At 71.8% G+C, this 23437-nt stretch carries 23 protein-coding genes; 17 read left to right on the forward strand and 6 right to left on the reverse strand.

The window, feature by feature from the left end; genetic code table 11:
• Positions 1-602: 602 nt before the first annotated feature.
• The gene (locus ACPA54_RS06795; RefSeq protein ID WP_423527753.1) at positions 603-1658 is read right to left on the reverse strand and encodes a rod shape-determining protein; all 1056 of its coding nucleotides are present in this window, start codon (positions 1656-1658) and stop codon (positions 603-605) included.
• Between the two features lie 581 nt (positions 1659-2239).
• On the opposite strand from ACPA54_RS06795, the gene ACPA54_RS06800 reads away from it, so the two are divergent.
• From ACPA54_RS06800 to ACPA54_RS06810, 3 genes are all read left to right on the forward strand, one after another.
• On the forward strand, positions 2240-2488 hold the full coding sequence (locus ACPA54_RS06800) for an antitoxin (RefSeq protein WP_423527754.1): 249 nt from the start codon (positions 2240-2242) through the stop codon (positions 2486-2488).
• An 888-nt stretch (positions 2489-3376) separates the two neighbouring features.
• Positions 3377-4234: an AfsR/SARP family transcriptional regulator gene (locus ACPA54_RS06805; RefSeq protein WP_423527755.1), complete on the forward strand. Its 858-nt coding sequence runs from the start codon at positions 3377-3379 to the stop codon at positions 4232-4234.
• A 36-nt stretch (positions 4235-4270) separates the two neighbouring features.
• Positions 4271-4792 (forward strand): transposase, encoded by a 522-nt coding sequence (locus ACPA54_RS06810; protein ID WP_423527756.1) that lies wholly within the window; start codon positions 4271-4273, stop codon positions 4790-4792.
• Here ACPA54_RS06810 and ACPA54_RS06815 read toward each other — a convergent pair.
• Positions 4762-5214, reverse strand: coding sequence for a hypothetical protein (locus ACPA54_RS06815; RefSeq protein ID WP_423527757.1), 453 nt, complete (start codon positions 5212-5214; stop codon positions 4762-4764). The genes ACPA54_RS06810 and ACPA54_RS06815 overlap by 31 nt on opposite strands.
• A gap of 179 nt (positions 5215-5393) precedes the next feature.
• On the opposite strand from ACPA54_RS06815, the gene ACPA54_RS06820 reads away from it, so the two are divergent.
• On the forward strand, positions 5394-6140 hold the full coding sequence (locus ACPA54_RS06820; protein WP_423527758.1) for a cytidylate kinase family protein: 747 nt from the start codon (positions 5394-5396) through the stop codon (positions 6138-6140).
• Between the two features lie 61 nt (positions 6141-6201).
• Here ACPA54_RS06820 and ACPA54_RS06825 read toward each other — a convergent pair whose 3' ends face one another.
• Positions 6202-7137: an alpha/beta hydrolase gene (locus ACPA54_RS06825; protein ID WP_423527759.1), complete on the reverse strand. Its 936-nt coding sequence runs from the start codon at positions 7135-7137 to the stop codon at positions 6202-6204.
• A 268-nt stretch (positions 7138-7405) separates the two neighbouring features.
• Here ACPA54_RS06825 and ACPA54_RS06830 point away from each other — a divergent pair, with 268 nt between their 5' ends.
• A complete protein-coding gene (locus ACPA54_RS06830; RefSeq protein WP_423527760.1) occupies positions 7406-8197 on the forward strand; it encodes a DsbA family protein in 792 nt (263 codons plus the stop codon).
• A 45-nt stretch (positions 8198-8242) separates the two neighbouring features.
• Here the strand turns inward: ACPA54_RS06830 and ACPA54_RS06835 are convergent, their stop codons facing one another.
• Positions 8243-8542 carry an FAD-binding oxidoreductase gene (locus ACPA54_RS06835; protein WP_423527761.1) on the reverse strand — a complete coding sequence of 100 codons (300 nt, stop codon included), beginning with the start codon at positions 8540-8542 and terminating at the stop codon, positions 8243-8245.
• A 4-nt stretch (positions 8543-8546) separates the two neighbouring features.
• Here ACPA54_RS06835 and ACPA54_RS06840 point away from each other — a divergent pair, with 4 nt between their 5' ends.
• The gene (locus ACPA54_RS06840) at positions 8547-8966 is read left to right on the forward strand and encodes a phospholipase D-like domain-containing protein (protein ID WP_423527762.1); all 420 of its coding nucleotides are present in this window, start codon (positions 8547-8549) and stop codon (positions 8964-8966) included.
• A gap of 534 nt (positions 8967-9500) precedes the next feature.
• Here ACPA54_RS06840 and ACPA54_RS06845 read toward each other — a convergent pair.
• Positions 9501-10208: an IclR family transcriptional regulator gene (locus ACPA54_RS06845; protein ID WP_423527763.1), complete on the reverse strand. Its 708-nt coding sequence runs from the start codon at positions 10206-10208 to the stop codon at positions 9501-9503.
• Between the two features lie 95 nt (positions 10209-10303).
• On the opposite strand from ACPA54_RS06845, the gene ACPA54_RS06850 reads away from it, so the two are divergent.
• The 5 genes from ACPA54_RS06850 (at position 10304) to ACPA54_RS06870 (ending at position 17292) form a co-directional block, all read left to right on the forward strand.
• The gene (locus ACPA54_RS06850) at positions 10304-11767 is read left to right on the forward strand and encodes a flavin-containing monooxygenase (RefSeq protein WP_423527764.1); all 1464 of its coding nucleotides are present in this window, start codon (positions 10304-10306) and stop codon (positions 11765-11767) included.
• 65 nt (positions 11768-11832) lie between these two features.
• Complete coding sequence (locus tag ACPA54_RS06855) at positions 11833-13482, forward strand: N-acyl-D-amino-acid deacylase family protein (RefSeq protein WP_423527765.1); 1650 nt, start codon at positions 11833-11835, stop codon at positions 13480-13482.
• A 1-nt stretch (position 13483) separates the two neighbouring features.
• Positions 13484-14302, forward strand: a complete 819-nt coding sequence (locus ACPA54_RS06860; protein WP_423527766.1) for a TauD/TfdA dioxygenase family protein — start codon at positions 13484-13486, stop codon at positions 14300-14302.
• A gap of 237 nt (positions 14303-14539) precedes the next feature.
• Complete coding sequence (locus ACPA54_RS06865) at positions 14540-16210, forward strand: ABC transporter substrate-binding protein (RefSeq protein ID WP_423527767.1); 1671 nt, start codon at positions 14540-14542, stop codon at positions 16208-16210.
• A gap of 197 nt (positions 16211-16407) precedes the next feature.
• Entirely contained in the window at positions 16408-17292 is an 885-nt protein-coding gene (locus ACPA54_RS06870) for a universal stress protein (RefSeq protein WP_423527768.1), read from the forward strand.
• 25 nt (positions 17293-17317) lie between these two features.
• On the opposite strand, the gene ACPA54_RS06875 is transcribed toward ACPA54_RS06870, so the two are convergent.
• Positions 17318-17785, reverse strand: a complete 468-nt coding sequence (locus ACPA54_RS06875) for a 2,4'-dihydroxyacetophenone dioxygenase family protein (protein ID WP_423527769.1) — start codon at positions 17783-17785, stop codon at positions 17318-17320.
• Positions 17786-17901: 116 nt separating this feature from the next.
• Between ACPA54_RS06875 and ACPA54_RS06880 the strand changes: the two genes are divergently transcribed.
• From ACPA54_RS06880 to ACPA54_RS06905, 6 genes are all read left to right on the forward strand, one after another.
• The gene (locus tag ACPA54_RS06880; RefSeq protein WP_423527770.1) at positions 17902-18357 is read left to right on the forward strand and encodes a tellurite resistance TerB family protein; all 456 of its coding nucleotides are present in this window, start codon (positions 17902-17904) and stop codon (positions 18355-18357) included.
• A 258-nt stretch (positions 18358-18615) separates the two neighbouring features.
• Positions 18616-19086 (forward strand): cation:proton antiporter regulatory subunit, encoded by a 471-nt coding sequence (locus ACPA54_RS06885; protein ID WP_423527839.1) that lies wholly within the window; start codon positions 18616-18618, stop codon positions 19084-19086.
• 3 nt (positions 19087-19089) lie between these two features.
• Positions 19090-20373: a cation:proton antiporter gene (locus tag ACPA54_RS06890; protein ID WP_423527771.1), complete on the forward strand. Its 1284-nt coding sequence runs from the start codon at positions 19090-19092 to the stop codon at positions 20371-20373.
• 91 nt (positions 20374-20464) lie between these two features.
• Positions 20465-21331, forward strand: a complete 867-nt coding sequence (locus tag ACPA54_RS06895) for an alpha/beta fold hydrolase (RefSeq protein WP_423527772.1) — start codon at positions 20465-20467, stop codon at positions 21329-21331.
• 57 nt (positions 21332-21388) lie between these two features.
• Positions 21389-21898: a MarR family winged helix-turn-helix transcriptional regulator gene (locus tag ACPA54_RS06900; protein ID WP_423527773.1), complete on the forward strand. Its 510-nt coding sequence runs from the start codon at positions 21389-21391 to the stop codon at positions 21896-21898.
• Positions 21899-22086: 188 nt separating this feature from the next.
• On the forward strand, positions 22087-23436 hold the full coding sequence (locus tag ACPA54_RS06905; RefSeq protein ID WP_423527840.1) for an MFS transporter: 1350 nt from the start codon (positions 22087-22089) through the stop codon (positions 23434-23436).
• Position 23437 lies beyond the last annotated feature (1 nt).

Consider the following 23437-nt stretch of genomic DNA (forward strand, 5'->3'; position numbering starts at 1 on the left):
TCGCCATCACATCTCAGGCCCGCGGCTGTCGTCCGCCCGCGGGACCTGGACTCTCGAACCCGAGGACGGCTATGACGACCCGAGCCCGGACTGCGTAGCACTCGGGTATCCCACACGTACTCGTTCCCCTACTCGGTGGCCGGATCACGCCGGCAGCCTCGGATCTACCGGTCCGCAGGCGACCCGGACAGCTGCGACTTCCACACGCTCCGTCGCCCGCAACGCTGAGCGTCCTGGTCCGGCCCCGAGCCGCACGTCCCGGCGCACATCAAGCACGCGCCTGTCACCCCGCGGCGAACTCGCCCCGGCGTTCGGAACGTCGACGCCAGCGGCAGCCCACCGTCGCGCCCATACCCGAGCCCGAACGCAGCAGCCCACACGACGCGAACTCCCCGACGCCACACCAGGCAACCCCGCCCCCGGTCCGGGCAGCGCACGCCGCACAGTCACCCACCCGCCGGGCTCCTATGAAGTCACAGCCGCCCGACCGGCCACTGCAAGGCGACACCGCCCGGACGGCCAACGATTCGCGTCAAGGACAGCCACAGCGTCAGTCAGTCGAAAAGTCAAACCCCCGAGCAGTGCCACCTGCATCCTCACCGTCAGTCGTACGCCAGTTCCCGGCTCTCCGGCGCCTGCGGCAGCGCGCCGCGGTCGTGCGGCTCGGGGCGGGCGCGGGTGTCGAGCAGATGGCTGAGGCCGCGGACGACGGCGTTGGCGGGGTCCGGGGCAACGTGCACCGGGACACCGGCGGCGTCCCGGACCATCGTGTCCATGCCGGGGAGGGCGGCCAGGCCACCGGCCATGACGATGCCGCGGTCGGCGAGTTCGATGACGAGTTCGGGGGTGCAGCGGCCCAGGACTCGGCGGACGGCGTCGACGACCATGCCGACCGGGCGGTCGACGGCCGCGCGGAGCGTGTCGAGGTCGACGTCGATGGTGCGGAGACTGGCGCTGCGCAGGTCCCAGCAGCGGAGCGGGACGTAGCCGAGTTCGCAGGTGCCGGGGCCGAGGCGGGCGAACAGGCTGGGGGTCTCGCGGCGGGGCAGGACGACGCCGTAGGCGGCGCGGAGGTGTTCGGTGATGGCGCGTTCGACTGCGTCGCCGCCGACCGCGACGATGTCGTGGTCGACGACGGTGCCGTCGGCGATGATCGCGGCCTGCGTGGCGGATGCGCCGCACACGACGGACAGCGAGGCTTCGGCTTGGTGGTACGGGATGCCCGCGCCGACCGCGGCGGCCAGCGGTGCGGGGATGCTCTCGACGTGGCGGACGCCGAGGGGCGCGAGGGCCGCGGCGGCGGTGCGGCGGCCCGCTGGGCCGCTGCCGCACGGGAGTGCGACGAGGGCGCGGCGCCGGCGGCCGAAGAAGCGCGGACGGCGGCCCGCGAGGTGGCGCAGCAGTACGCCGACTTGGTCGGGGTCGGCCACGATGCCGTTTTCGAGGGGGTGGACGACCCGGACGTGGGGTGCGCCGCGCCCGCGCATTGCCGCCGCGGCTTCGCCGGCGGCGACGATGTCGCCGGTGCGCGTGTCGAGGGCGAGGACGCTGGGGGCGTCGACGATGAGGCCCTCGTCGCGCACGGCGATGCGGGTGCGGGCGGCTCCGAGGTCCACGGCCAGGCGGCAGCGTGCGATACCCGTCGAGTGAGCAGCCAAGGGGGACCTCCAGAGCCGGGCTGAGGGCGGTTGCCGTGCGGTCCGTCCATCCTGGGCAGCGTTCCGCGGGCTGGCATGTCGAGTGCTCCGGAGGGGTTACGTGCTTGATCGCGGGTGGATGCGCCGATCGCAGTACGCAGGACGGCCGGGCGTGTGAACCGAAGCGCTTGGGACGTTGCGCCGGGCGCGGGTCCGGTGAGTAGTGGAGCACCCGTTCGGCCCGAGTCGCCCGTTCGGCACGTGTGACGGGCGTCGGCGGGGCGGGACTTGGCGGGCGTGGGGGTGCGGCGAGGCATGTCACGGCGCCACGATGGGGCCGTGAGGTCGGCCATTCGGTGGATCGTGCCGGAATCCCGCCTGGTTCGGTCATCCGGCGGCCCCTCGAACGGCGGAATCCGCCGGATTCGGGCGGCTGATTCCGGCGGGCAGAGTCCACACGGAGCGCTGCACCGCACGCGCGCCACCTGTCAGACGCACCGCGTGGAGGCCCACTACAAGCAGTGACCGGACGCTCGTGCAGCGGCCGGCGGCAGCGGCGCTATCGTCGGGGACTAACGATCATCCGCACCAGGAGCACCACCATGAGTCTGTTCGACAGCGTGAAGAAGCTCAATCTCGGCGACCTCAAGGACAAAGCCGCCGACCTCGCCGCCAAGCACGAGGACAAGATCGAACAAGGCATCGACAAGGCCGCCGACTTCATCGACACGCGCACCGGGCACAAGCACAGCGACAAGCTCGACAGCGGGGCCGACAAGCTCAAGCAGGCCACGGAGAAGCTCGGTGACCAGGCCCGCCACGACGAGCCGGGCCGGCACCCGGAGAAGTAGCGACGGGATGGCCCTCGCGTCATCCCCACCCCGGCGCTGCGCCGCTGGACGCCCAGACCCCCGCCGCACGAGACTTCGGTCGTCGCCACGAGCCCACCGCGGCGGGGGCGCGGGCGGCCGAGGACGGATGAGGACGGATGAGGACGGATGACGATGCTGCTCACAGATCCGTCACCCCACAGCGTGGTCTGCGTCAGCATCCGGCCGTTCAGGGCCGCCCTTGTGGATTCCGTGGATTCCGTGGATTCCGGAACGGACCGATCCGCGGAGGCTGTCGCAAACCCGCTCCGCAGCGGGTAGCTTCCGTGCGATAAATCGCAGCCCGGCGACCGCGAGCCGGTCCCCGATCTCGACGTCGGTCGGCATCACCACGACGATGTAAGGCCCAGGGCATCCCGCCCACGCCGGACCGCAGTCAGCGGTCCCACCGCGAACGTCGGCAACCCCACATTCGGCGCGCGGCTGTCCAGCACCTCCAAGCCCGCTCGCTTCAGCGGCCGGTGGGCCTTGCGCCGGGTCTCCTGCCTGCCCATATGCCCCCAATGCCGTGGTCGTGGCGGGAAAGGCGGCCCCGTTTGGCTGCAGCGGATCCGGAACAACCCGCCTACCTCGCGCTTTTCGGATACCACCGGCACCGGGCACGTGTCGACTTCTTACTCTCCACAATCGGGGGCCGGGAGCGGCCCCCGGACACGGGGGAGGTGTCGGATGCCGCATGCGGACCGAGCCGGAACGGCGCGGTTGGGAACGGCTGTGGGACGGGCAGCGGTCGGGAACCGGGACATGGCGGTGGGGCCGCTGCGGCCGCGGGGCGTAGGGCCGAGGTCCGCGTGTCCGGCTTCTTCCACCACCTCCGCACCACCGGAATCGCCCCGCTACTCGGGTGCGTTGACCGAGCCCGCGGTCGCCGCCGCGCCTCTACCGGGCTCGGCAGCCGACGACGGAAACGGTGCGGCAGTTGCCATCCTCGGCGCGTTGGAAGTCCGCCCCGCGCGTTCCGACGGGGCCGCGGCTCGGGACTGGCTGCCGGTCGTCGGTGCCCGTCCGCGTTCGTTGCTGGCGCGTCTTGCCGCCGCGTCGGGACGCGTTGTCCTCACCGAGCGTCTGCTGGCCGAGGTGTGGCCTGAGGCTCCACCGGCCGGACGCGGCAAGGCGGTCGCTCAGGTCGTCCATCGGCTACGGCGCCTGCTCGGCGACCGCGACGGCGAGTTCATCGCCACCCGGCCGCAGGGCTACGAACTGCGCGTCCCCGATGTCGAGATCGATGCGGCCGTCGCCCGGCTTCTCATCGAGCGCGGCCGTGCCCGTCTGGCTTGCGGCGACGCGGATACCGCGACCGTGTTGCTGGGCCGAGCGCTGGATCTGTGGCGTGGGGAGCCGTATGCGGGCATCGAGTGCGGCGGTCCGTCCGGTGTGGTCGCCCGGCACGGTGCGCATCTGTCGCGGCTGCGGGTCACCGCGCTCGAGTCTCGGATCGATGCGGATCTGGCGCTGCGCCGGTACGGCGAAGTGATCGACGAGCTGGCGTACTTGATCGCCGGAGATCCGTTGTACGAGCCGTGGTGGCCACGCCTCATGCTCTCGCTGGACGGTGCCGGCCGTCGGGCCGACGCGCTCTACACCTACCAGCGTCTGCGCACGCTGCTCGTCGACGGGCTCGGCGTCGAGCCGGGGCCGGAGGCCCGGCGCGTCCATCAGCGGATCCTCGCGGGTGATCCACCGCGGCGGGGCTGCAACTGCGCCTAGGCTCTGCCTGATGACGGGATCGTCGTTTGATGTGATGTGGGTGTCCGTGGGGGCCTGACTGATGGCCGGTGGAAGCTGATAGAGCCGTTGCTGCCGGACCGGACGCCGCGTCGGGGCGGGCAGTGGACCGACCACCGCGAGGTGATCGACGCGGTCGCGTTCAAGTACCGCAACAACCTCGCATGGCGGGACCTGCCGGGCGAATGCCCGCCGTGGCAGACGGTGTTCGACCGTTTCACCCGCTGGGGCCGCGACGGAACGCCGACGGCCGCTGCCGACCCCTGTGGTCACCGCCGGACAACACGGCGACCAACCCCAATTCACCGACGTCATGGCCGCGATCCGGGTCCCGCGGCCGGTCGGAAGACCGCGTGTCCGCCCCGATGCGATGCTCGCCGACAAGGCCTACTCCTCGAAGGCGATCGGCGCCCACCTGCGCAGACGCGGCATCCGTGCTGCCTGGCGGGGGCGGACAGCGGGACGGGTCGGGGCTTCACGTACGAGCCCCGACCCGTCCCTTCCCCGGGTTACGCGCAGACCCGGACCGCCGGCGTGTAGATCGTCCGGTCGCCGAAGGTCGTGAAGCCGAGCATGTCGTAGCAGCCGCCCGGCGTGAGCGTGTACACCGTGCCGTTGCAGGACTTCATGATGTTGTTCGGCACCGACGTCGCGACACAGGAGGTCGCGGTGGTGTTGAAGATGAACGCCCCGGTCTGCACGCCCGGCAGCGGGTTCGTCTGGCCGCTCGTGTTGACACCGAGCGTGTAGCCCTGGACCTTTCCGCTGCCATAGGCCAGGCAGCCGATGACCTGTACTCCGGTGTAGACCGTCACCGGGTCGGTGCAGGTCGCGTTTCCGAACGTCGGATACGTCGAGGTCCACGTCGACGTCCCCGCCGATGCCGGTCCCTGGGCGAGTGCGCCGAGCGCGAACACGGTCGCGACCACACCGAGCGCCTTGGCAATCTTCGAGCGAATCACAGCAAACCCCTCCGGCTCCCGCCGGTCTCCCGGCCGGAACCTGATGCGATGTCAGATGCCGAAGATCGTCACTCGCCCGTATTCCAGACCGGTTCCATTCGGGTTCCATGCGGCAGTGCCGCAGGCCGCCGACTCGGCGGTGGTCACGCGGGCCCGGTGCCGACCTGAGAGAGGACGTGATGGACCAAGCCCCCCGTAGCGAGTTCATCGGTCGGCTGGCACACGCGATCAGCTCCGTCACGGCCACGCACCCGCTGCGGGTCGCCGTCGACGGGCCGCCCGCCTCCGGCAAGACCACGCTGGCCGACGAACTCGCCGCCGTTCTGGGCGCGCAGGACCGCGACGTCATCCGCGCGACCATCGACGACTTCCTCGTCCCCCGTGCTCGGCGCTACCGACGCGGTCGGTACTCGGCCGAAGGCTGCTACTTCGACGCGCACGACCACGCCGCGCTGTGCCGGGTGCTGCTCGATCCGCTGGGCCCGGACGGGGACCGCATGTTCCGGCCGGCCGTCCTCGACGGCGACACCGACACCCCGTCGTCCGCGCCGGCCACGACCGCCCCCGCGGACGCCGTCCTGCTCTTCGACGGCGTCTTCCTCCTGCGCCCGGAACTCGTCGACCGGTGGGACCTGCGCATCTTCGTGTCCGTCCCCTACGAGCTGACGGTAGAGCGCGCCAAAAACCGCGGCACGGCCTTGGCCGGACCCACCCGCGACACGGCCGACCCCGCCCGCACCACCAACACCACCACCGCCCGCACCGCCGAAATCGAACGGTCGTGGCGCAACCGCTACATCCCCGCCCAACAGCTCTACTTCGCCATGGCCCACCCGACCGACCACGCCGACATCATCGTCTACAACGATCAACTCGAACGGCCGACTTGGGACGTCCGACCGCGCTCGCCGATACACCGGATCTGAGAGCGGAGTCTCTCTCCCCTCGAAGGAAGCAGGAAGGAGAGAGACTCCCGCCCCCTGCCCCTCACCCCAGAGCCCTCGCCAACGCCCCGTACATAGCCCCGCGAGCCCTCTCCGCCACCTCCGCGCCCGGCAATGCGTTGGACCCGTGGAACGTCCCCGGCAGGTGGTGCAGTTCCACCGGCACCCCCGCCCGGATCAACCGCACCGCATAGTCGAGGTCCTCGTCCCGCAGCGGATCGAACTCGTTGGCCGCCACGTACGCGGCAGGCAGCCCCCGCAAGTCCTCCGCCCGAGCCGCGGCCGCATACGGCGACACCTCGCCGGGCGTCTCCCCCAGGTAGAACCGCCACCCCAGCACGGCCTGTTGCCCCGTCCACAGCGGCGTGTCGGTGAACTCCGTCGCCGACTGCGTGACGACGCGGTCGTCCAGCATCGGGTTGTCCAAGACCTGCAGCACCAGCTCCGGTCCCCCGTGGTCCCGGTTGTACAGCGCCAACGCCGCCGCCAGGCCCGCTCCCGCGCTCACGCCGCCCACCGCGATCCGCGCAGGATCGGCGCCGATATCCGCGCTCTCCCCCGCCACCCACGCCAGCGCCGCCCGGGCATCGTCCAACGCCGCCGGATAGGGGTGCTCGGGAGCCAGCCGATACTCGACGCTCACCACCAGGCACCCCACCTTGGTCGCGAGATCCGCACAGGACCGGTCCGAACTGGCGATGTCTCCGAAGACATACCCGCCCCCGTGGAACCACACGAGCACCCCGAGCACCCCGGACGACCCCTCCGGCCGGTAGATGCGCACCGGGACGTCCGGCTGCCCCGCCACCCCGGGCACCACCCGGTCGTCGACCGTCACCCCCTGAAGCGGCCCCGCAGCCGCCGCGACCTGCAGCCCACGCAGGCGCTGAGCCTCACGAAACGCCGCCGGGTCGCTGATGTCCACCTGCGGCAACGCAGGCAGGATCGCGCGGAGCTGAGGGTCGATCCGATGGTCCATTAGTCCTCCTCGATGCCGCCAAGTGCACAGCCGGCCATACACGCCGCATCCGGACGGCCCCCGCAGGCGAGCAGCGCACCCGCCGCCCGGCCCGACACCCCAATGCCACGCCCCGATGTGACGCCCCGTCAGTTTGGCGCATCGCCCCCGCCCACCCCACCGCAGGGCCGTTAGGCCCTGTCCCCTCCTCCCCCTCCCCCGGAGACTCCCGACCGAAGAACCACGACCAACACCCACGCCCCCACGCCCCGAATCGGACATCAGCCCCATGCCCCCCAGCACCCGCACCCGCCTCGAAGCCGATCGCACCGCCCGCCGAGCCGCGGAACGACGCAAGCGCACGCTCGTCATCTCCACGGCCGTCGTCGTCGTCCTGGCCGTCGCCGCCACCATCGGCATCGTCGTGGGCCGCCATACATCCGCGGCCGACGAGGCCGACTGGGCCTCCGTGGCCCGGAAAGACCTAAGGCTCCCCTCCGCGCAAATGGGCACCGGCATCCGCTACGGCCGTAACGCCGTCGCGCCGATCCTGGTCGTCTACGAGGACTTCCGGTGCCCGATCTGCCGTGAGGTGGAAACGACGCTCGGCCCGACCATCCAGCGCCTCGCCGACGAAGGCACGATCCGGGTCGAGTTCCGCATCGCCTCGTTCCTCGACGGCAAGCTCGGCGGCAACGGCTCCAAATACGCGGCGAACGCCGCCGGTTGCGCCCAGGACGCCGGAGCCTTCAAGGCCTACCACGACGTCCTCTACGCCCACCAACCCGACGAACGCTCGGACGGCTTCGGCAGCCGCACCCGCCTCCTCGAACTCGCGTCGCAAGTCGACGGTCTGCGCGGCGAAGCGTTCGACCGCTGTGTACGCGACCTCGCCTTCGCCCCCTGGGTCCAGGCTTCCCAGGCCGAATTCGCACACGCGCAGATCGGCGGACGCCGCGTCACCGGCACCCCCACCCTCGCGTTGGCCGGGCGGCCGGTCGAGGTCCTGACCGACCGCGGGCCCGTCGCCCCGGAGACATTCGCCGCTCAGCTCAAGGCGCTTGCCGCGCCGACGCCGTAACTGCGCCGGGCACCTTCCTGGGCCGGGAGCTGGGCAAGCCGCGCATCACCACCCCACCATAGAAGCCCCGACTCCCCCATCCCCCACGACTTGGCCGATACCGGGCTCACCGCCCACCCGCGGAGGCCCCAACCGCACGACGTCCCCCACTCCGGTCCGGAACACCAGCGCATCGTTGACGCAGCCCGCCCCGGTCGCCCGGACATGGAACTCGACCTCCCCGTCCGACCCCGGCGTGCTCACCAGCCGGTACGCCCGCCACGCCTGCTGGACCAGCGGCGACTCCACGGCCGCGAACTGGCCCGCCGCGTACGCGTACGGCTCGTGCGGCCGGACCCGGATCACCGCGGTGTCCGGCAGCGGCAGCCGGCGGAAGACTGCAGTGCGGCGGCTCGGTCAGCGCCGCATCCGCGCCGTCGACCATCGCCGCGACCGCGAACCGCGGCATCCTCAGTCAGGCATCCTCGGCGGCCGCCGTCCACCGCACCCCGCCCCGCCGCCGCAGCGCCTCGCAGAGCGCATCCTCGAACGCCTGGTAGGGCGCGGGCCGGACGCCGAGCTTGCGGTGGTCTCTCCCCGGCCTCGCAAACGTCGCCGCGATCTCCTCGGGCCGGTCGAGACGGTCGACCAGCTAGTCGAACATCCGCGCGAGATGCGTCCGTTGAAACGCCATCGACTCCGGGAGAGCGCACGCAAGTACGGATGCCGTTCGAACATCACGTCGTACAGATCTAAGGGCATCGAACGGCAACACCAGCCCGACACATGAGCCAGAATCACCTCCCGGCCCGCGACTCCGTCATCGAGCATGGCGGACGGCAAGCCGGCTCCCGCGGCCGCGGCGGAAGCGGAAGGAAGCGGAAGCGGAAGCGGCGTCCCCGAGAATGCGCCGACACAAGCGCGAAGCGTCGTGGCGGGCGGGCGGGCAGGGCGTAGGAGTCGCGGCCGACGGAGATGGCTGCGGCTCCAGTCGTGCACACGGACGAACTGCCCGGTGCAGAGCCCGTTTCGGGCTGTCCGGCGGGCCGGTATGGCACCGGCCCGGAGAGCCCGAAGGGCCCTGCCACCTGGGCCGTTCGGCCCTGAACACGGCCTCGCCGTATCGCGTTGACTATGTCGTGAGCCCGCCGCCGCGCCCCGTCATTCCATGACCGTCCGGGGCTGCGACCGAGCGGCGGCGGGCCCACATCACGGACCGAAGCCGCAGCGCAGCGCACGCAAGCAAGCAAGCAAGCAAGCAAGCAAGCAAGCAAGGCTTCCGCCTCACCCCGCCGCTCTCCGCACGCGCAGCAGTGCTTCCGCCCTACCCCGCACTCCCCGCCGACACCGCTCCCGCCGCCGCCAGCAACCGCGGTGCCATCGCCTCCAGTTCGGCCACTCCCGCCCGCGACACCGGCGCGGTCACCAGCAGCGTCCCCACCGCCGAAGCGCCCGGTCCCGGGCCCGGTGCGTACACCGGTGCCCCCATGGCGATCGTCCCCGCCGCGCCTCCGGTGGTGACGTAGTACCCGCGCGCCCGCACCTCCGCCAGCTCGTCCTCCGGCGGCACGGCATCCCCGAGATGCCCCCGCGCTTCCTCGTCCAGGAACGCCGCCACACCCGGCCCGGTCGTCAACGGCGCCTCCAGCCCGACCGGGATCACGATGCGCAGCGGCTGGCTGCTCTCGACCGAGTCCACGACGACGAACGACGGCCCCCGCACGACCCACAGCGTGACGGTCTCTCCCGTCGCCGACGCGAGCGCTTCGAGGTGCGGCCGGGCCCGGTCGAACAGGCCGCCCGCGAATCGGCGTCCCACGACCAACGCTTGGGCGTCCAGGCTCCACGCGCTCGTCGCGGGGTCCTGCCGCAGCCAGCCGGCGTCGTGGAGGGTCACGACGGTGCGCTGCACGCCGCTTTTGTCCATGTCCAGGGCGCGGGCGAGGCGGGTGACGGTCACGGGCTGTTGTTCGGAGATGGCGGTGAGGACGCGCAGCGCCTTCTCCACGGTGCCGAGTCGGCCGACGGCCATGCGGGCCCTTCCCCCTTCGACGGAGTTCAGCTAGCGTCACCGTGTCACAGAGCAATCCCATGGGTCAAATAGTGACCTCACAGAGGGAGGGAGGGGTGTCCGTGGGCGCAGGGCCCAGCATCGGCATCCTGGGGGCGGGCGCGGGCGGTCTGGCGATGGCCGTGCGGCTCAAGCAGGCCGGGTTCCACGACCTCACGATCTTCGAGAAGTCCGACGGCGTGGGCGGGACTTGGCGCGACAACACGTATCCGGGCGCGGCGTGCGACATCATGTCGCACCTCTATTCGTTCTCGTTCGCGCCGAACCCCGAGTGGAGCAAGACCTACGCGGACCAGCCGGAGATCCTCGCCTACCTCGAAGGCATCGCGGACCGGTTCGGCATCCGACCCCATCTGCGACTCGGCACCGCGATCGCCGAAGCCCGGTGGGACGACACCGCGCGCCGATGGAAGCTCACCGCCGAGACCGGCGAACTGTTCGAAGTCGACGTCCTGGTCAGCGCCCTCGGCATGCTGAACCTGCCCGCGTACCCGAACATCGAAGGCCTCGACGACTTCGCGGGCACCACCTTCCACTCGGCCCGCTGGAACCACGGCGAGGAACTGGCCGGCAAGCGGATCGCGGTGATCGGGACCGGGGCGAGCGCCGTGCAGTTCGTCCCCGAGATCGCGGAACCCGCCGCGCAGGTGCACGTCTTCCAGCGCTCCCCGGCGTGGATCGTGCCGAAGGCGCTGCGGCCGTACGCGCCCGAGGAGATCGAGAAGTTCCGGCGCAGTCCGCTGGCGATGCGCAAGCACCGCTGGGAGATCCTCGCGCAGCTCGAACGGCACACGTCGATCCACAAGGCCGACGCCCGGACCGCCGAGCGGCAGAGCTGGCACCACGGCCTGCTGCGCCGCCAGATCCCGGACGACGAGGACCTCCGCGCCGCGCTCACACCCGACTACGCGATCGGCTGCAAACGTCTGCTGCCGTCGAACACGTGGTTCCCGACGTTCACCCGTCCGGATGTGGAACTCGTCACCGACCCCATCGACCGCGTCACCAAATCGGGTGTCCGCACCGCCGACGGCCGCGAGCGCGAGGTCGACACGATCATCCTCGGCACCGGCTTCCGCGCCACCGAGTACCTCGCCGCCGTGGACGTGTACGGGCGCGACGGGCGCCGCCTGCGCGACGACTGGGCCGACGGCGCCGAGGCGTACCTGGGCATGACCGTCAGCGGTTACCCGAACTTGTTCGTCATGTACGGCCCCAACACCAACCAGGGCGGCGGTTCGATCCTGTTCGTCCTCGAAGCGCAGGCCCACTACATCACCCGCGCGGTCCGCACCCTCGCCCGCCGCGGCGTGGCCGCCCTGGAAGTCCGGGCCTCGGCGCAGCGCCGCTTCAACGACCGGCTCCAGCAGGCCATGGACGGCACCGTGTGGCTGGACTGCCACAGCTACTTCCGTGCACCGAACGGCCGCGTCACCACCCAATGGCCCTATCCGGCGCGCCGCTACTGGTGGGAGACCCGGCGGCTGCGCACCCGGGACTACGATCTCCTGCCCCGCTGACCGCCGACCCAGCCCCACGCGCACACCGGCTCGATGACCCGCTGACCCCCGAAGGAGAACGACCCATGGACCTCGTCCTGCGCGGCGCCACCGTCGTCGACGGCACCGGCGCGGATCCGCGCCCCGCCGACGTCGGCATCGCCGGAGGCGTCATCGCCGCCGTCGGCGAGCCCGGCAGCCTGTCCGGGGCCGTCGCCGAAGGGGCCGCCGAAGTCGACCTGACCGGCCTTGTCCTGGCCCCCGGATTCATCGACATCCACACGCACTTCGACGCGCAGGTGCTGTGGGACCCGGACCTGACGCCGTCGTCGTGGCACGGCGTGACCAGTGTCCTGATGGGCAACTGCGGCTTCGGCATCGCCCCGACCCGGCCCGCGCACCGCGACCTGGTGGCGCGGACGCTGGAGAACGTCGAAGGCATGTCCCTCGATGCGCTGCACGCCGGCATCACTTGGGACTTCGAGTCGTTCCCCGACTACCTCGACACGCTGACCGCGGCCCGGCCGCGCCTCAACGTGGCGGCGATGATCGGGCACACGCCGCTGCGCCTGTTCGTGGTCGGCGAGGAGCAGGAACGCCCGGCGACCGCCGAGGAGATCGCCCGGATGCGGAGTCTGGTCGCGGAGGCGATGGAGGCGGGCGCGTTCGGGTTCGCGTCGTCGCGGGCGACGTCGCATCAGGGCGCGGGCGGGCGGCCGGTGCCCAGCCGTCATGCGGAGCGCGCCGAGTTCGACGAACTCGCGTCCGTCGTCGGCGACTCCGGCCACGGCATCATCCAGGTCACGGCAGGCCCCGACCTCGATGTCGATCATTTGATCGACGTCGGTGCCGCCACCGGGCGGCCGGTCACGTTCACTCCGCTGCTCACCGGCATGGGCGCGCCGGGGGCTGCCGTCAAGCGGGCCGACGCGTGTGCGGCCACGGACGTGTGGGGGCAGACGTCGTGCCGTCCGCTGGTCATGCAGGTGACGCTGGCGGATCCGTTCCCGTTCGCGACGATGCCGAGCTTCCAGGAGATCCTCGCGCTGCCCGCCGACGAGCGCGCCGAGCTGTATGCGGATCCGGCGTGGCGGGACCGTGCCCGCGCGCAGGCCGAGGAGCGCTGGGGCAGCCGGCTGGCGAAGACCGACGTCGACGAGACGGAGCTGCCCGGACTCGCCGGCCGGACGCTGCCCGACCTGGCCGCCGAGCGTGGTTCGACGCCGTTCGACGTCATGGTCGACACGGCGCTCGCCGAGGACCTGCGCACCCGGTTCCGGGTCGTGCTGGCCAACGACGACGAGCATGAGCTCGCCGAACTGCTGCGGCATCCGCGCGTTCTCGTCGGTCTGTCGGATGCGGGCGCCCACGCGTCGCAGCTCTGCGACGCCTGCTTCTCGACGCACCTCTTGGAGCACTGGGTCCGGGAGACCGGCCATCTGACGCTCGCCGAGGCGGTCCACCGCCTCACCGGCCAGCCCGCGGCGTTCCTCGGTTTGGCGGACCGCGGCCGGATCGCGCCGGGGCTGGCGGCGGACCTGGTGGCGTTCGACCCGGAGACGGTCGGGGTCGGGGCAATGGAACGCGTGTACGACCTGCCCGCGGGTGCCGACCGGCTCGTCGCGCACAGCGTCGGCATCGTCCACGTGTGGGTGAACGGTCAGGCAGTGCGGGAGGACAGCGCCGACCTGGACGTCGACGTGCGCCCCGGCGTCGTGCTGCGGTCGGGACGCTGACATGCGTGTCGTCCGCACCGGCGCCGCGCTGGGCGCCGAGATCCACGACGTCGACTTCTCCGCCGATTTGGCCGCGGAGACCGTCGACGGCATCCACCGTGCGCTGCTCGACCACCAGGTGGTGGTGCTCCGTGCCCCCGAACTGACGGTCGACCGGCACGTGGCGCTGGCCGAGCGGTTCGGGGAGCCGGAAGTGCATGCGTTCTTCCCCAACCTCGGTGGCGGCCACGAGCGGGTGAGCGTCCTCGATTCGGAGGACGGCACCCGGGCGAGCATGTGGCACGCCGACGAGACCTTCCTGGAGCGCCCGCCGCTGGGGACGCTGCTGCACGCCCAGGTCATCCCCGAGTTCGGCGGCGACACGTTGTGGGCGAGTTGCACGGCGGCGTACGACGCGCTGTCGGCGCCGATGAAGACGTACCTCGAAGGGCTGACGGCGCTGCACGATCTCGCCCGCACCGTCGAACTGGCGTACGTCCGCGGCCATGCGACCGCGGAACGCTACGCCGCGTCGGTCGCGGCGGACCGCACGACCACGCACCCGGTGGTGTGCACGCATCCGGAGACCGGCGCGCGGAGCCTGTACGTGAACCACACGTACACGCGTTCCATCCTCGGCCTGCCGCCGGCCGAGGCGGACGCCGTCCTGGCGTTCCTGTACCGGCACATGACCACCGAACGGTTCACCTACCGGCACCGCTGGTCCCCGGGCGACCTCGTCATCTGGGACAACCGGTGCACGCTGCACAACGCGCTGCCGGACTTCTCCGGGCACCGCCGCATGCACCGCGTGTCTGTGCTCGGGGCCCGTCCGAAGTAGCCGCCGCGACCGCCGGAGCCGCTCCCCCGAGACTCCCAACCCCTATGCGTCTCACGGGCGTTGGGAGTCCCGGGTGAGCGGCCGCGACACCACCGCCAACGGAAACGTTTCCGCATCCGCGGGGATCAACTGATCTTGCCTCTTGTTTTCTTGTCCGAGGCAAGCATCATGGGCTGTCCAGGCGCCCTGGTTCGCACGACCCGTCCGGCTTTTCCTCCTGCTCAGGGAGCGTCGTTGGTGTCTCCGTCCCTGTTCCGCCCCACCGATCCCCCGGCCCGCGACGGCGCCGTCCCGCCCCGCGAGGGCCGCGGAACGGCCCGCCGCGCCCGACCCCGCTTCCGCACCGCGTACCGCACCGCCGCCGCGGCGGTCGTGCTCGCCCTCGCCGCCACCGCGTGCGGCGGCGGCAGCGGCAAGTCGAGCGGCGGGAAAAGCCCGGCCGCCGCCGTTCCCGTCGTGCAGGGCGGGAAGGCGGTCATCCCGCTGCCCGTCGAATCACGCGGCCTCGACCCGTTCACGGCGTCGTACACGGCCACCGCGGACGGCAGCCGCATGACCGCGCTGTACGACCTGCTCGTCTACCTGGACCCGAAGACCGGCCAGGTCAAGCCCAAGATCGCGGAGAGCCTCTCCCCCGACGCCGACGGCAAGGTCTGGACGCTCAAGCTGCGCCCGAACGTCAAGTTCAGCGACGGCACCCCCTACGACGCCGCCGCCGTCAAAGCCAACTGGGACGCGCACGGCGACCCGGCGATGAAGTCGCTGCGCCGCGCGCTGGTCGTCGGCGTGACCACCGAAGTGGTGAACCCGCTCGAAATGCGGATCACCCTGCCGGTGGCCAACCGCAGCTTCGACCGCACGGTCGCGTTCGGCCTGTGCTTCATCGCCTCGCCGACCGCGTTCAAGGCCGACCCCGCGGGCTTCTCCACCAAGCCCGTCGGCGCCGGGCCGTTCACGCTCAAGGAATGGGTGCGCGGCGACCACCAGACGATGGTCCGCAACCCCACCTACTGGCAGGCGGGCCTCCCGAAGCTGGACGAGGTCACCTTCAAGTCCATCGCGGACAACCAGCAGATCTTCAACGCGATGAGCAGCAACCAGGCCGACATCTCCGTCCTGTCGGACGGCGCGGCCAAAGCGGACGCCGACAAGCGCGGCCTGAACTCGGACAGCTACTTCGTCGACGGCGGCCAGTTCTTCATGTTCAACCTGCGCCGCGCGCCGTTCGACGACCCGCGCGCCCGCAAGGCCGTGGCCATGGCGATCGACCAGGACGCCATGATGAAGACGCTGTTCAACGGCGAGGTCACCGCGGGCCGCGGCATCCTGCGCGACAACTCGGCCCTGCTGGAGCCGGGCGTGCAGCAGCAGCCTTCGTACAACCAGGCCGAGGCGCAGCGACTGTTCGACGAACTGGCCGCCGAGGGCAAGCCGGTGAAGTTCACGTTCCTGACCCAGGCGCACGCGACGGCGCGCAAGACGGCCGAGTACATGCAGAGCCGCTTGAACCAGTACCGCAATGTGCACATGGAGATCGAGGCGGTGGAGATCGGCGCCTACATCACCAAGGGCTTGGTCAACCGCGACTTCCAGGCGCAGAACTACGGCGGCTGGCAGGCGGACCCGGACCCGTCGTACGACACGATGTTCCGGTCGAACAGCGCGTCGAACTACGCGGGCTACAACAGCCCGGCGGCCGACGCCGCGCTGGACGCCGCCCGCGCCGCGGCCACCCCCGAGCAGCGGCGTGCCGCGTACACGAACCTGGTGCGCGCCATCGGCAACGACCTGCCGCTGTGGGTCTGGCAGGCGGCGACCACGACGGCGGTGTTCCGCACCAACATCGGCGGAATCCAGCTGGTGAACGAGGGCCAGCTGATCATGGAACAGGTGGGCAAGACGAGCTGAGGCACCTGCCGCTGCCCCCGTCGGTCGAGGCCGGCGGGGGCAGCGGCATGTCCGGCTCCGATCCGGCGGAACCGTCCCGACCTCGGGACTTACGGCCCTGTCTGCGCGGGACCGATGGGGGCAGAGTCGATGATGAACGGCAGGGCGAAGCCAACGACGGCAGACGACGGCACGGAACGGCGAAGGGGATTCACCACATGTCGGAGATCAACGCGCAGGGCCCGCATCTGACCGTGGCGGTCGACGGGTCGGACCACGCGCTGCGGGCGGTGGCGTGGGCCGCGGCCGAGGCGGTGGCGCGGGACAGCGGGTTGCGGATCGTGCATGCGTGGCTGCCCATGCCGGGGCCGGAAGGGCATGCGACGGGTCTCGCGGAAGGCCGTGCGGTGCTGGACGCGGCCGAGGAGCGGGCCCGGGAGGTGGCGCCGGAGCTGGAGGTCCGGTCGGCGTACGCGGCGGACCTGGTCGGCACGATGATCGCCGAGGAAAGCTCGGACGCGGAGCTGTTCGTGGTCGGCTCGCGGGGCCGCGGCGGGTTCCGGAGCCTGTTGCTGGGGTCGACGAGCCTGGCCGCCGCGTCGGTGGCGCGCTGCCCGGTCGTCGTGGTGCGGCCGCCGGCCGAGGGTGACAAGGCGCTGCGTCCCGACGGTTCGGCGCCGCCACGGGAGGTCGTGGCGGGGATCGACGTGCGCGACGAAGCCGACGCGGTGCTGGGCTTCGCGTTCGCCGCGGCGGCCGCGCATCCGGGAACGCGGGTGCGGGTGCTGCACGGCTGGACGATGGGCGCGTCGGCGATCGCGGGCGGCCCGGTGTTCGACGAGGTCGCGGTCGAGGACGCGGTGACGCGCGCGCTGTCCGAGGCCGTCGCAGGCTGGACGGAGAAGTATCCGCAGGTCCCGGTGGTGCGTACCGCCGTGCACGACGCGCCCGCGGCCGCGCTGGTGGACGCGTCCGAGCGGGCGCAGCTGACCGTCGTGGGGCGGCGTTCCGCGGGTACGTCGATGGGCCTGCGGCTCGGCATGGTGGCGCACGCCGTCCTGCTGCACGCCTACGGGCCGGTCGCGGTCGTCCCGCACGACTAGCACCGCAGAGCCCGAGCCCGCCCCCTCAGAGCAGGATCCCCGAAGGCCGCGGAATGCCCGCCGCTTCGCAGCTCGCGTAGTAGCCCTGCAGCGTCGCGGCGGCGTCCGAGACGGCGACGACGTCGCCGTCCGCGTCGAGGTATTCGGTGATGCCGTGCACGATCGTGAGGGTCTCGGTCACTTCGGTGTTGTCCGCGGGCACGAACAACGTGTGCGTGGAGCCGGGCGGTTCGTACAGGTACGAGCCCGCCCGGTTCACGAAGCCGTGCTCGCGGTAGCCCCACGCGCCGGACAGCGTGAACATGTGGACCGCGCCGACGTGCCGGTGGGTGCCGACCGCGAGGCCCGCGGGCAGGCGCCCGGCCATCACGTAGGTGCCTTCACGCAGGTCCGCGCGCAGCAGCCGCATCTTGGTGCCCGGATAGGCGATGTTCTCGACCCACGGGACGTCTTCGGCGCCGGCGTGCACGGCTTCGGGGATCTCGGGAATCACGATGGGCCTTTCCGTGAGGCGACGGGCAACCGCCGTGGCGGCACGTCGACTTCTACAGTGCTGTAGATTTCGGTTCCCCGGGCGAATCCGCCCGTGGTGTCGATTCGGGAGAACTCATGGCCCTGTGGGACCGTTTCAAGCAGTCGGCGCAGACGATGCAGTCGCAGCTGACGGCGAAGAAGAACGACCTGAAGAGCGGCGCGTTCCGCGACGCCAGCATGGCGATGTGCGCGCTCGTCGCGGCCGCCGACGGGTCGGTCGACCAGGCCGAAACCGCCAAGGTCGCCCAGCTCATCGCCGCGAACGACGTCCTGCAGAACTTCGAGCGCGCCGACCTGGAGCGCCGTTTCTACGCCTACGCGAACCAGCTGACGGCGGACTACCAGGTCGGCAAGGTCCAGGTCATGCAGGACGTCGCCAAGGCGAAGAAGAAGCCCGACGAGGCGCGCGCCGTCATCCAGATCGGCATCGTCATCGGCGGCGCCGACGGCAACTTCGACCCGCAGGAGCGCGCCGTCGTCCGCGAGGCCTGCTTCGCGCTCGGCCTGGACCCGGCCGAGTTCGACGTCTGACCGGGTTCGCACGCCACCTCCCGCCGCCCGGTTGCAGAAACGCTTCGCCGGGCGGCGGCCCGGCATGCGCCCCCGGATTGTGGCGCGCCCGCACCGGTCTCGTCCATCGGTGCCGACACCCATATCCGGGGCGGCGCCGCGGATGGCAGCATGGCGGACCGCCCGTTTTGCGGCCGGCGCCTGCCCGCCAGGCAGGAACCGGTGCCGGGACGAAACGTTTTCCCGAGCCCGAGGAGGCCCACCGTGCCCGCTGCGCGGATGCGTTCGACGCCGTTGCCCGGCATCGGCGTCAAGTACGACCTGACCACCCGCGAATCCCGGCACATCTCCGTCGTGGCGCACCGCGACGGCACCCGGACCGTCGGCGTGTACCGCGACGACGACCCGGACGCGTGCGCGCAGTCGCTCCGCCTGACCGAAGGCGAAAGCGCTTCGCTCATCGACGCATTGATGCCCGCGCACCACAGCCCGAGCATCCTGCACACCACCGACCTCGGCCTGGTCGCCGAGCGCATCGAGCTGTCCGCGCAAGGCGTGTGGAACGGCCGGGTGCTGGGCGACACCAAGCTGCGCACCGACACCGGTGTCTCGATCGTGGCGGTGCTGCGCCGCTCGGGGGCGGTTCCGTCCCCCACGCCGGACTTCCGCCTGGCGGGCGGCGACACGCTGATCCTCATCGGCACCCGCGAGGGTGTCGACGCGGCGGCCGAGATCCTCGGTCGGGTGTGACGCGTGCATTCTGCGGTCTTCCTGATCGAATTCGGCGCCATCATCTTGGGACTCGGACTGCTCGGCCGAATGGCCGGGCGTCTGAAGTTCTCGCCGATCCCGCTCTACCTGCTGGCCGGCCTCGCCTTCGGCGAGGGCGGCCTTTTTCCGTTCGGGGCCAGTGAGGAGTTCGTCGCGATCGGCGCCGAGATCGGCGTCATCCTGCTGCTCCTCATGCTCGGCCTGGAGTACACGGCAACCGACCTGGTCTCCAACCTCAAGACGCAGTACCCGGCCGGGCTGGTCGACTGCGCGCTGAACGCCCTGCCCGGGGCGATCGCGGCGCTGCTGCTGGGCTGGGGCCCGGTCGCCGCGGTGGTGCTCGCGGGCGTCACCTGGATCTCGTCGTCCGGGGTCATCGCGAAGGTCCTCGGCGACCTGGGCTGGATCGGCAACCGGGAGACGCCGGTGGTGCTGAGCATCCTGGTGCTCGAAGACCTGGCGATGGCCGTGTACCTGCCGATCGTCACCGCGCTGGTCGCCGGAGTCGGCCTGGCGCAGGGCAGTCTGACGCTGGCCATAGCACTGGGCGTGGCGGCGACGGTGCTGTTCGTCGCGGTCCGGTACGGGCGGCTGATCTCCCGATTCGTGTCCAGCGACGACCCGGAGAAGCTGCTGCTCGTGGTGCTGGGCCTGACGCTGCTGGTCGCGGGCCTCGCGCAGGAGCTGCAGGTGTCGGCGGCGGTCGGGGCGTTCCTGGTGGGGATCGCGCTCTCCGGCGAGGTCGCGGAGGGTGCGCACGCGCTGCTGAGCCCGCTGCGGGACTTGTTCGCCGCGGTGTTCTTCGTGTTCTTCGGCCTGCACACCGATCCGACGAGCATCCCGCCGGTGCTGCTGCCCGCTCTCGCGCTCGCCGTGGTGACCGCCGCGACGAAGGTCGCGACCGGCTATTGGGCGGCCAGACGCGCGGGCATCGGCGTGAAGGGACGCTGGCGAGCGGGCGGCACGCTCGTGGCACGCGGCGAGTTCTCCATCGTCATCGCGGGTCTGGCGGTGACGTCGGGGATCGAGCCGCAATTGGGGCCGCTGGCGACGGCGTACGTGCTCATCCTCGTGATCGTGGGGCCCCTCACCGCGCGGTACAGCGAGACGATCGGCGCCCGCTTCGCGGCGCGCGGGGCGGCGAAAGCCGCGGCCCCGACCGGCGAAGGCGGAGAGGTCGGAGAGGTCGGAGAGGCCGGGGAACTGTCGCCGGTTCCGGCGGCACGCGGCGAAGCCGCGGACGAAGAACCGCGCGACAGCGTCTGACTCCGGGCGCGGCGTGGCCGTCGTCACCCCCCGTGCGCGGCCGTCGTCACCTGCGCGGCAGGCCTCCGGCCACCGATGGTTGACTGCGTCCATGAAACTTGCCAGTAGTGGACATGCCCATCCCGCCGTGCACCGGCTGCCCGGGCCCGACGGTGCGGGCGCGGGCGGCGCGGTGCCCGCGGTCCTGGCGCACGCGACCGGGTTCCACGGGCGCGTCTGGGGTCCGACGGCCCGCCGCCTGCCCGGGTACGCCTGCCACGCCGTGGACCTGCGCGGCCACGGCGACACCCCGGTCCCGGACGGCTACACGTTCCCGTGGGCCGAGTTCGGCGACGACGTACTCGCCGCGGCCGACGGGATCGCCCGGGAGCCGGGCACCGGCCTCGTCGGCATCGGGCATTCGGCGGGCGGCGCCGCGCTGGTCTTCGCGGAAGCCGCCCGGCCGGGGACCTTCTCGGCGCTGTGGCTGTTCGAGCCCGCGGTGTTCGCGCCGCCGCTGCCGGGCGGGGTCCTGGAGAACCCGCTCATCGAGCCGACCCGACGGCGCCGCGCGGCGTTCGCGGGCCGGGCGGAGGCGCTGCGCAACTTCGGGTCGAAGCCGCCGATGGCGTCGTTCGACCCGGAAGCGCTGGAGGCGTACGTCGACCACGGCTTCACCGCCGAAGGCGGCCGCATCCGCCTCAAGTGCCTGCCGGACAACGAGGCCCAGGTGTACGTGTCCTCGGTGGCGTCCGAGGCCTACGACGCGATGGCGGAGATCCGCTGCCCGGTGCTGCTCGTATACGGCGAGCGAACCGGCAGCGACACCCGCCGGCAGCTCACCGACCGGCTGCCGAAGGGCGAGCTGGAGGTCCACGAGGACTTGGACCACTTCGGCCCGCTCACCCACCCGGAGCGCGCGGCGGCGTCGATCGCGGCGTGGTTCGGCGGCCTGGGCCTGGGGCCGGACGAGGGCTGAGCCGAGAAATATACAGTCTTACTTGCGCAGTCCAGACTGCATATCTACGGTGGGGGCATGCCCGAAACACCGCCGGACGAGACTCGCCCGGGTCGGACTCTGCCGGCCGAGACCGCGCCGGATCGGTCCGCGCATGCCGTGTCCCCGTCGTCGCTGGCGGCCGCGCGGGAGGTCCGCGCGGTCTTCAGCAGACTGCGCCGCCGCCTGCGTGATTCGACGGACACCCGCGGGCTCACCCCGTCGCAGACGTCGGTGATCGGCTGGCTGGACAAGCAGGGCCCCGCGTCCGTCGCCACCCTGGCGGCACGCGAGCGGGTGCGGCACCAGTCGATGGCCGCCACCGTCGGCGTCCTGGAGGAGCGCGGCCTGGTCGAGCGCCGCCCGGATCCCGAGGACGGCCGCAGCAGGCTGATCTCGCTGACCGCGGACGGCCGCAGCCTCCTCGAGGACCGCCGCCGGGCCGGCGAGGAGTGGCTGACCCGCACGCTCGACGACCACTGCACCGAGGACGAGCGGCGGGCGGTGCTCGCCGCCATGGCGGTGCTGGCCCGGGTGACGGAGTTGTGACGGCGCCGGCGGGCCGCTGGGCCGCGGCGTTCCGGCGCGGCGGCCGACTGCGCGGCGGTGCGGCACCCGACACGGCACCGACCACGAGGCCGGACACCGGACCGGACACACCAACGGACACAGCACGGGACAAGGGACCGGACAAGGGACCGGACAAGGGACCGGACCAAGCCGCGTTCGACCGGCGGCTGCTCCCGCCGCTGGTCCTCGGGTCGGTCCTCAACCCCGTCAACACGTCGATCCTGGCCGTCTCGTTGGTGCCGATCGGGGCCGCGTTCGGCGCGTCGCCCGCGCAAACGGCGTGGCTGGTGTCGGCGCTGTACCTGGCGACCGCGATAGGCCAGCCGGTCGTCGGCCGGCTCATCGACTTGTACGGACCGCGCCGCCTCTACCTGGTCGGGATGGCGCTCGGCGGCATCGCCGGGCTGGTCGGGACGTTCGCCCCGAACCTGGGTGTGCTCATCGCCGCCCGCGTGGTCCTCGGCTTCGGCACGTGCGCGGGCTATCCGGCCGCGATGTACCTGATCCGCAGCGAGGCCGACCGGACCGGCCGGGACAGTCCGGCGGGCATTCTGACGCTGCTCGCGGTGGCGAGCCAGACCGTCGCGGTGATCGGGCCGCCGCTCGGCGGCCTGCTGATCGCGCTCGGCGGGTGGCGCAGCACGCTGGCGTTGAACGTGCCGCTGGCGGCGGTGGGCTTCCTGTTCGGGATGTGGCGGCTGCCGCGCACCGACGTCCCGCCGCGCCGCGAGGGCACCCGCTTGGCCGCGGAATTGGACCTCGCGGGCATGCTGCTGTTCGCGGGTGCGCTGGTCGCGCTGCTGCTGTTCCTGATGAACCCGCACGTGGAACTGTGGTGGCTGCTCGCGCTGACGGCGGCGTTGGCCGTGGGCTTCGTGGTGCGGGAAGTCCGCGCCGGGAAACCGTTCGTCGACGTGCGCGTCCTGCGCGGGAACCTGCCGCTGGTGACGACGTACGCGCGCGCCCTGCTGGCGTATCTGGTCGCCTACGCCTTCCTCTACGGCTACACGCAGTGGACGGAGGAGGGCCGCGGACTGTCCGCCTCGCAGGCCGGCTTCATCCAGTTGCCGCTGTTCGCCACCGCCATCGTCGTGTCCACCACGATGGGGCGCAGCACCGACATCCGCGTCAAACTGCTCGTCGGCGCGATCGGGCAGGTCGTCGCCTCGTCGCTGCTGTTCCTGCTGGGCGCGGGCAGCGGGTTCTGGCTCCTCCTGCTCGTGTCGTTCGCCTTCGGCATCCCGCAAGGGGTGCTCAACCTGGCGTTGCAGAACTCGGTGTACCAGCAGGCGGACCCGGCGCGGATGGCGTCGTCCGCCGGACTGCTGCGCACCTTCAGCTATCTCGGCGCGATGGCCGCCTCCGCGGCGACCGGCGCCTTCTACCCGCACCGCGCGGACAGCGCCGGGCTGCACGAACTCGCGATGCTGATGCTCGTGGTGGCCGCGCTGTTCCTCGCGGTCACGGTCGCGGACCGCTCCCTGGCCCGCACCGGCTCCTCCCCCGCGAAAGGCTGAT

The sequence above is a fragment of the Uniformispora flossi genome (genome assembly GCF_049534875.1).
Classification (GTDB): Bacteria; Actinomycetota; Actinomycetes; order Streptomycetales; family Streptomycetaceae; genus Yinghuangia; species Yinghuangia aomiensis.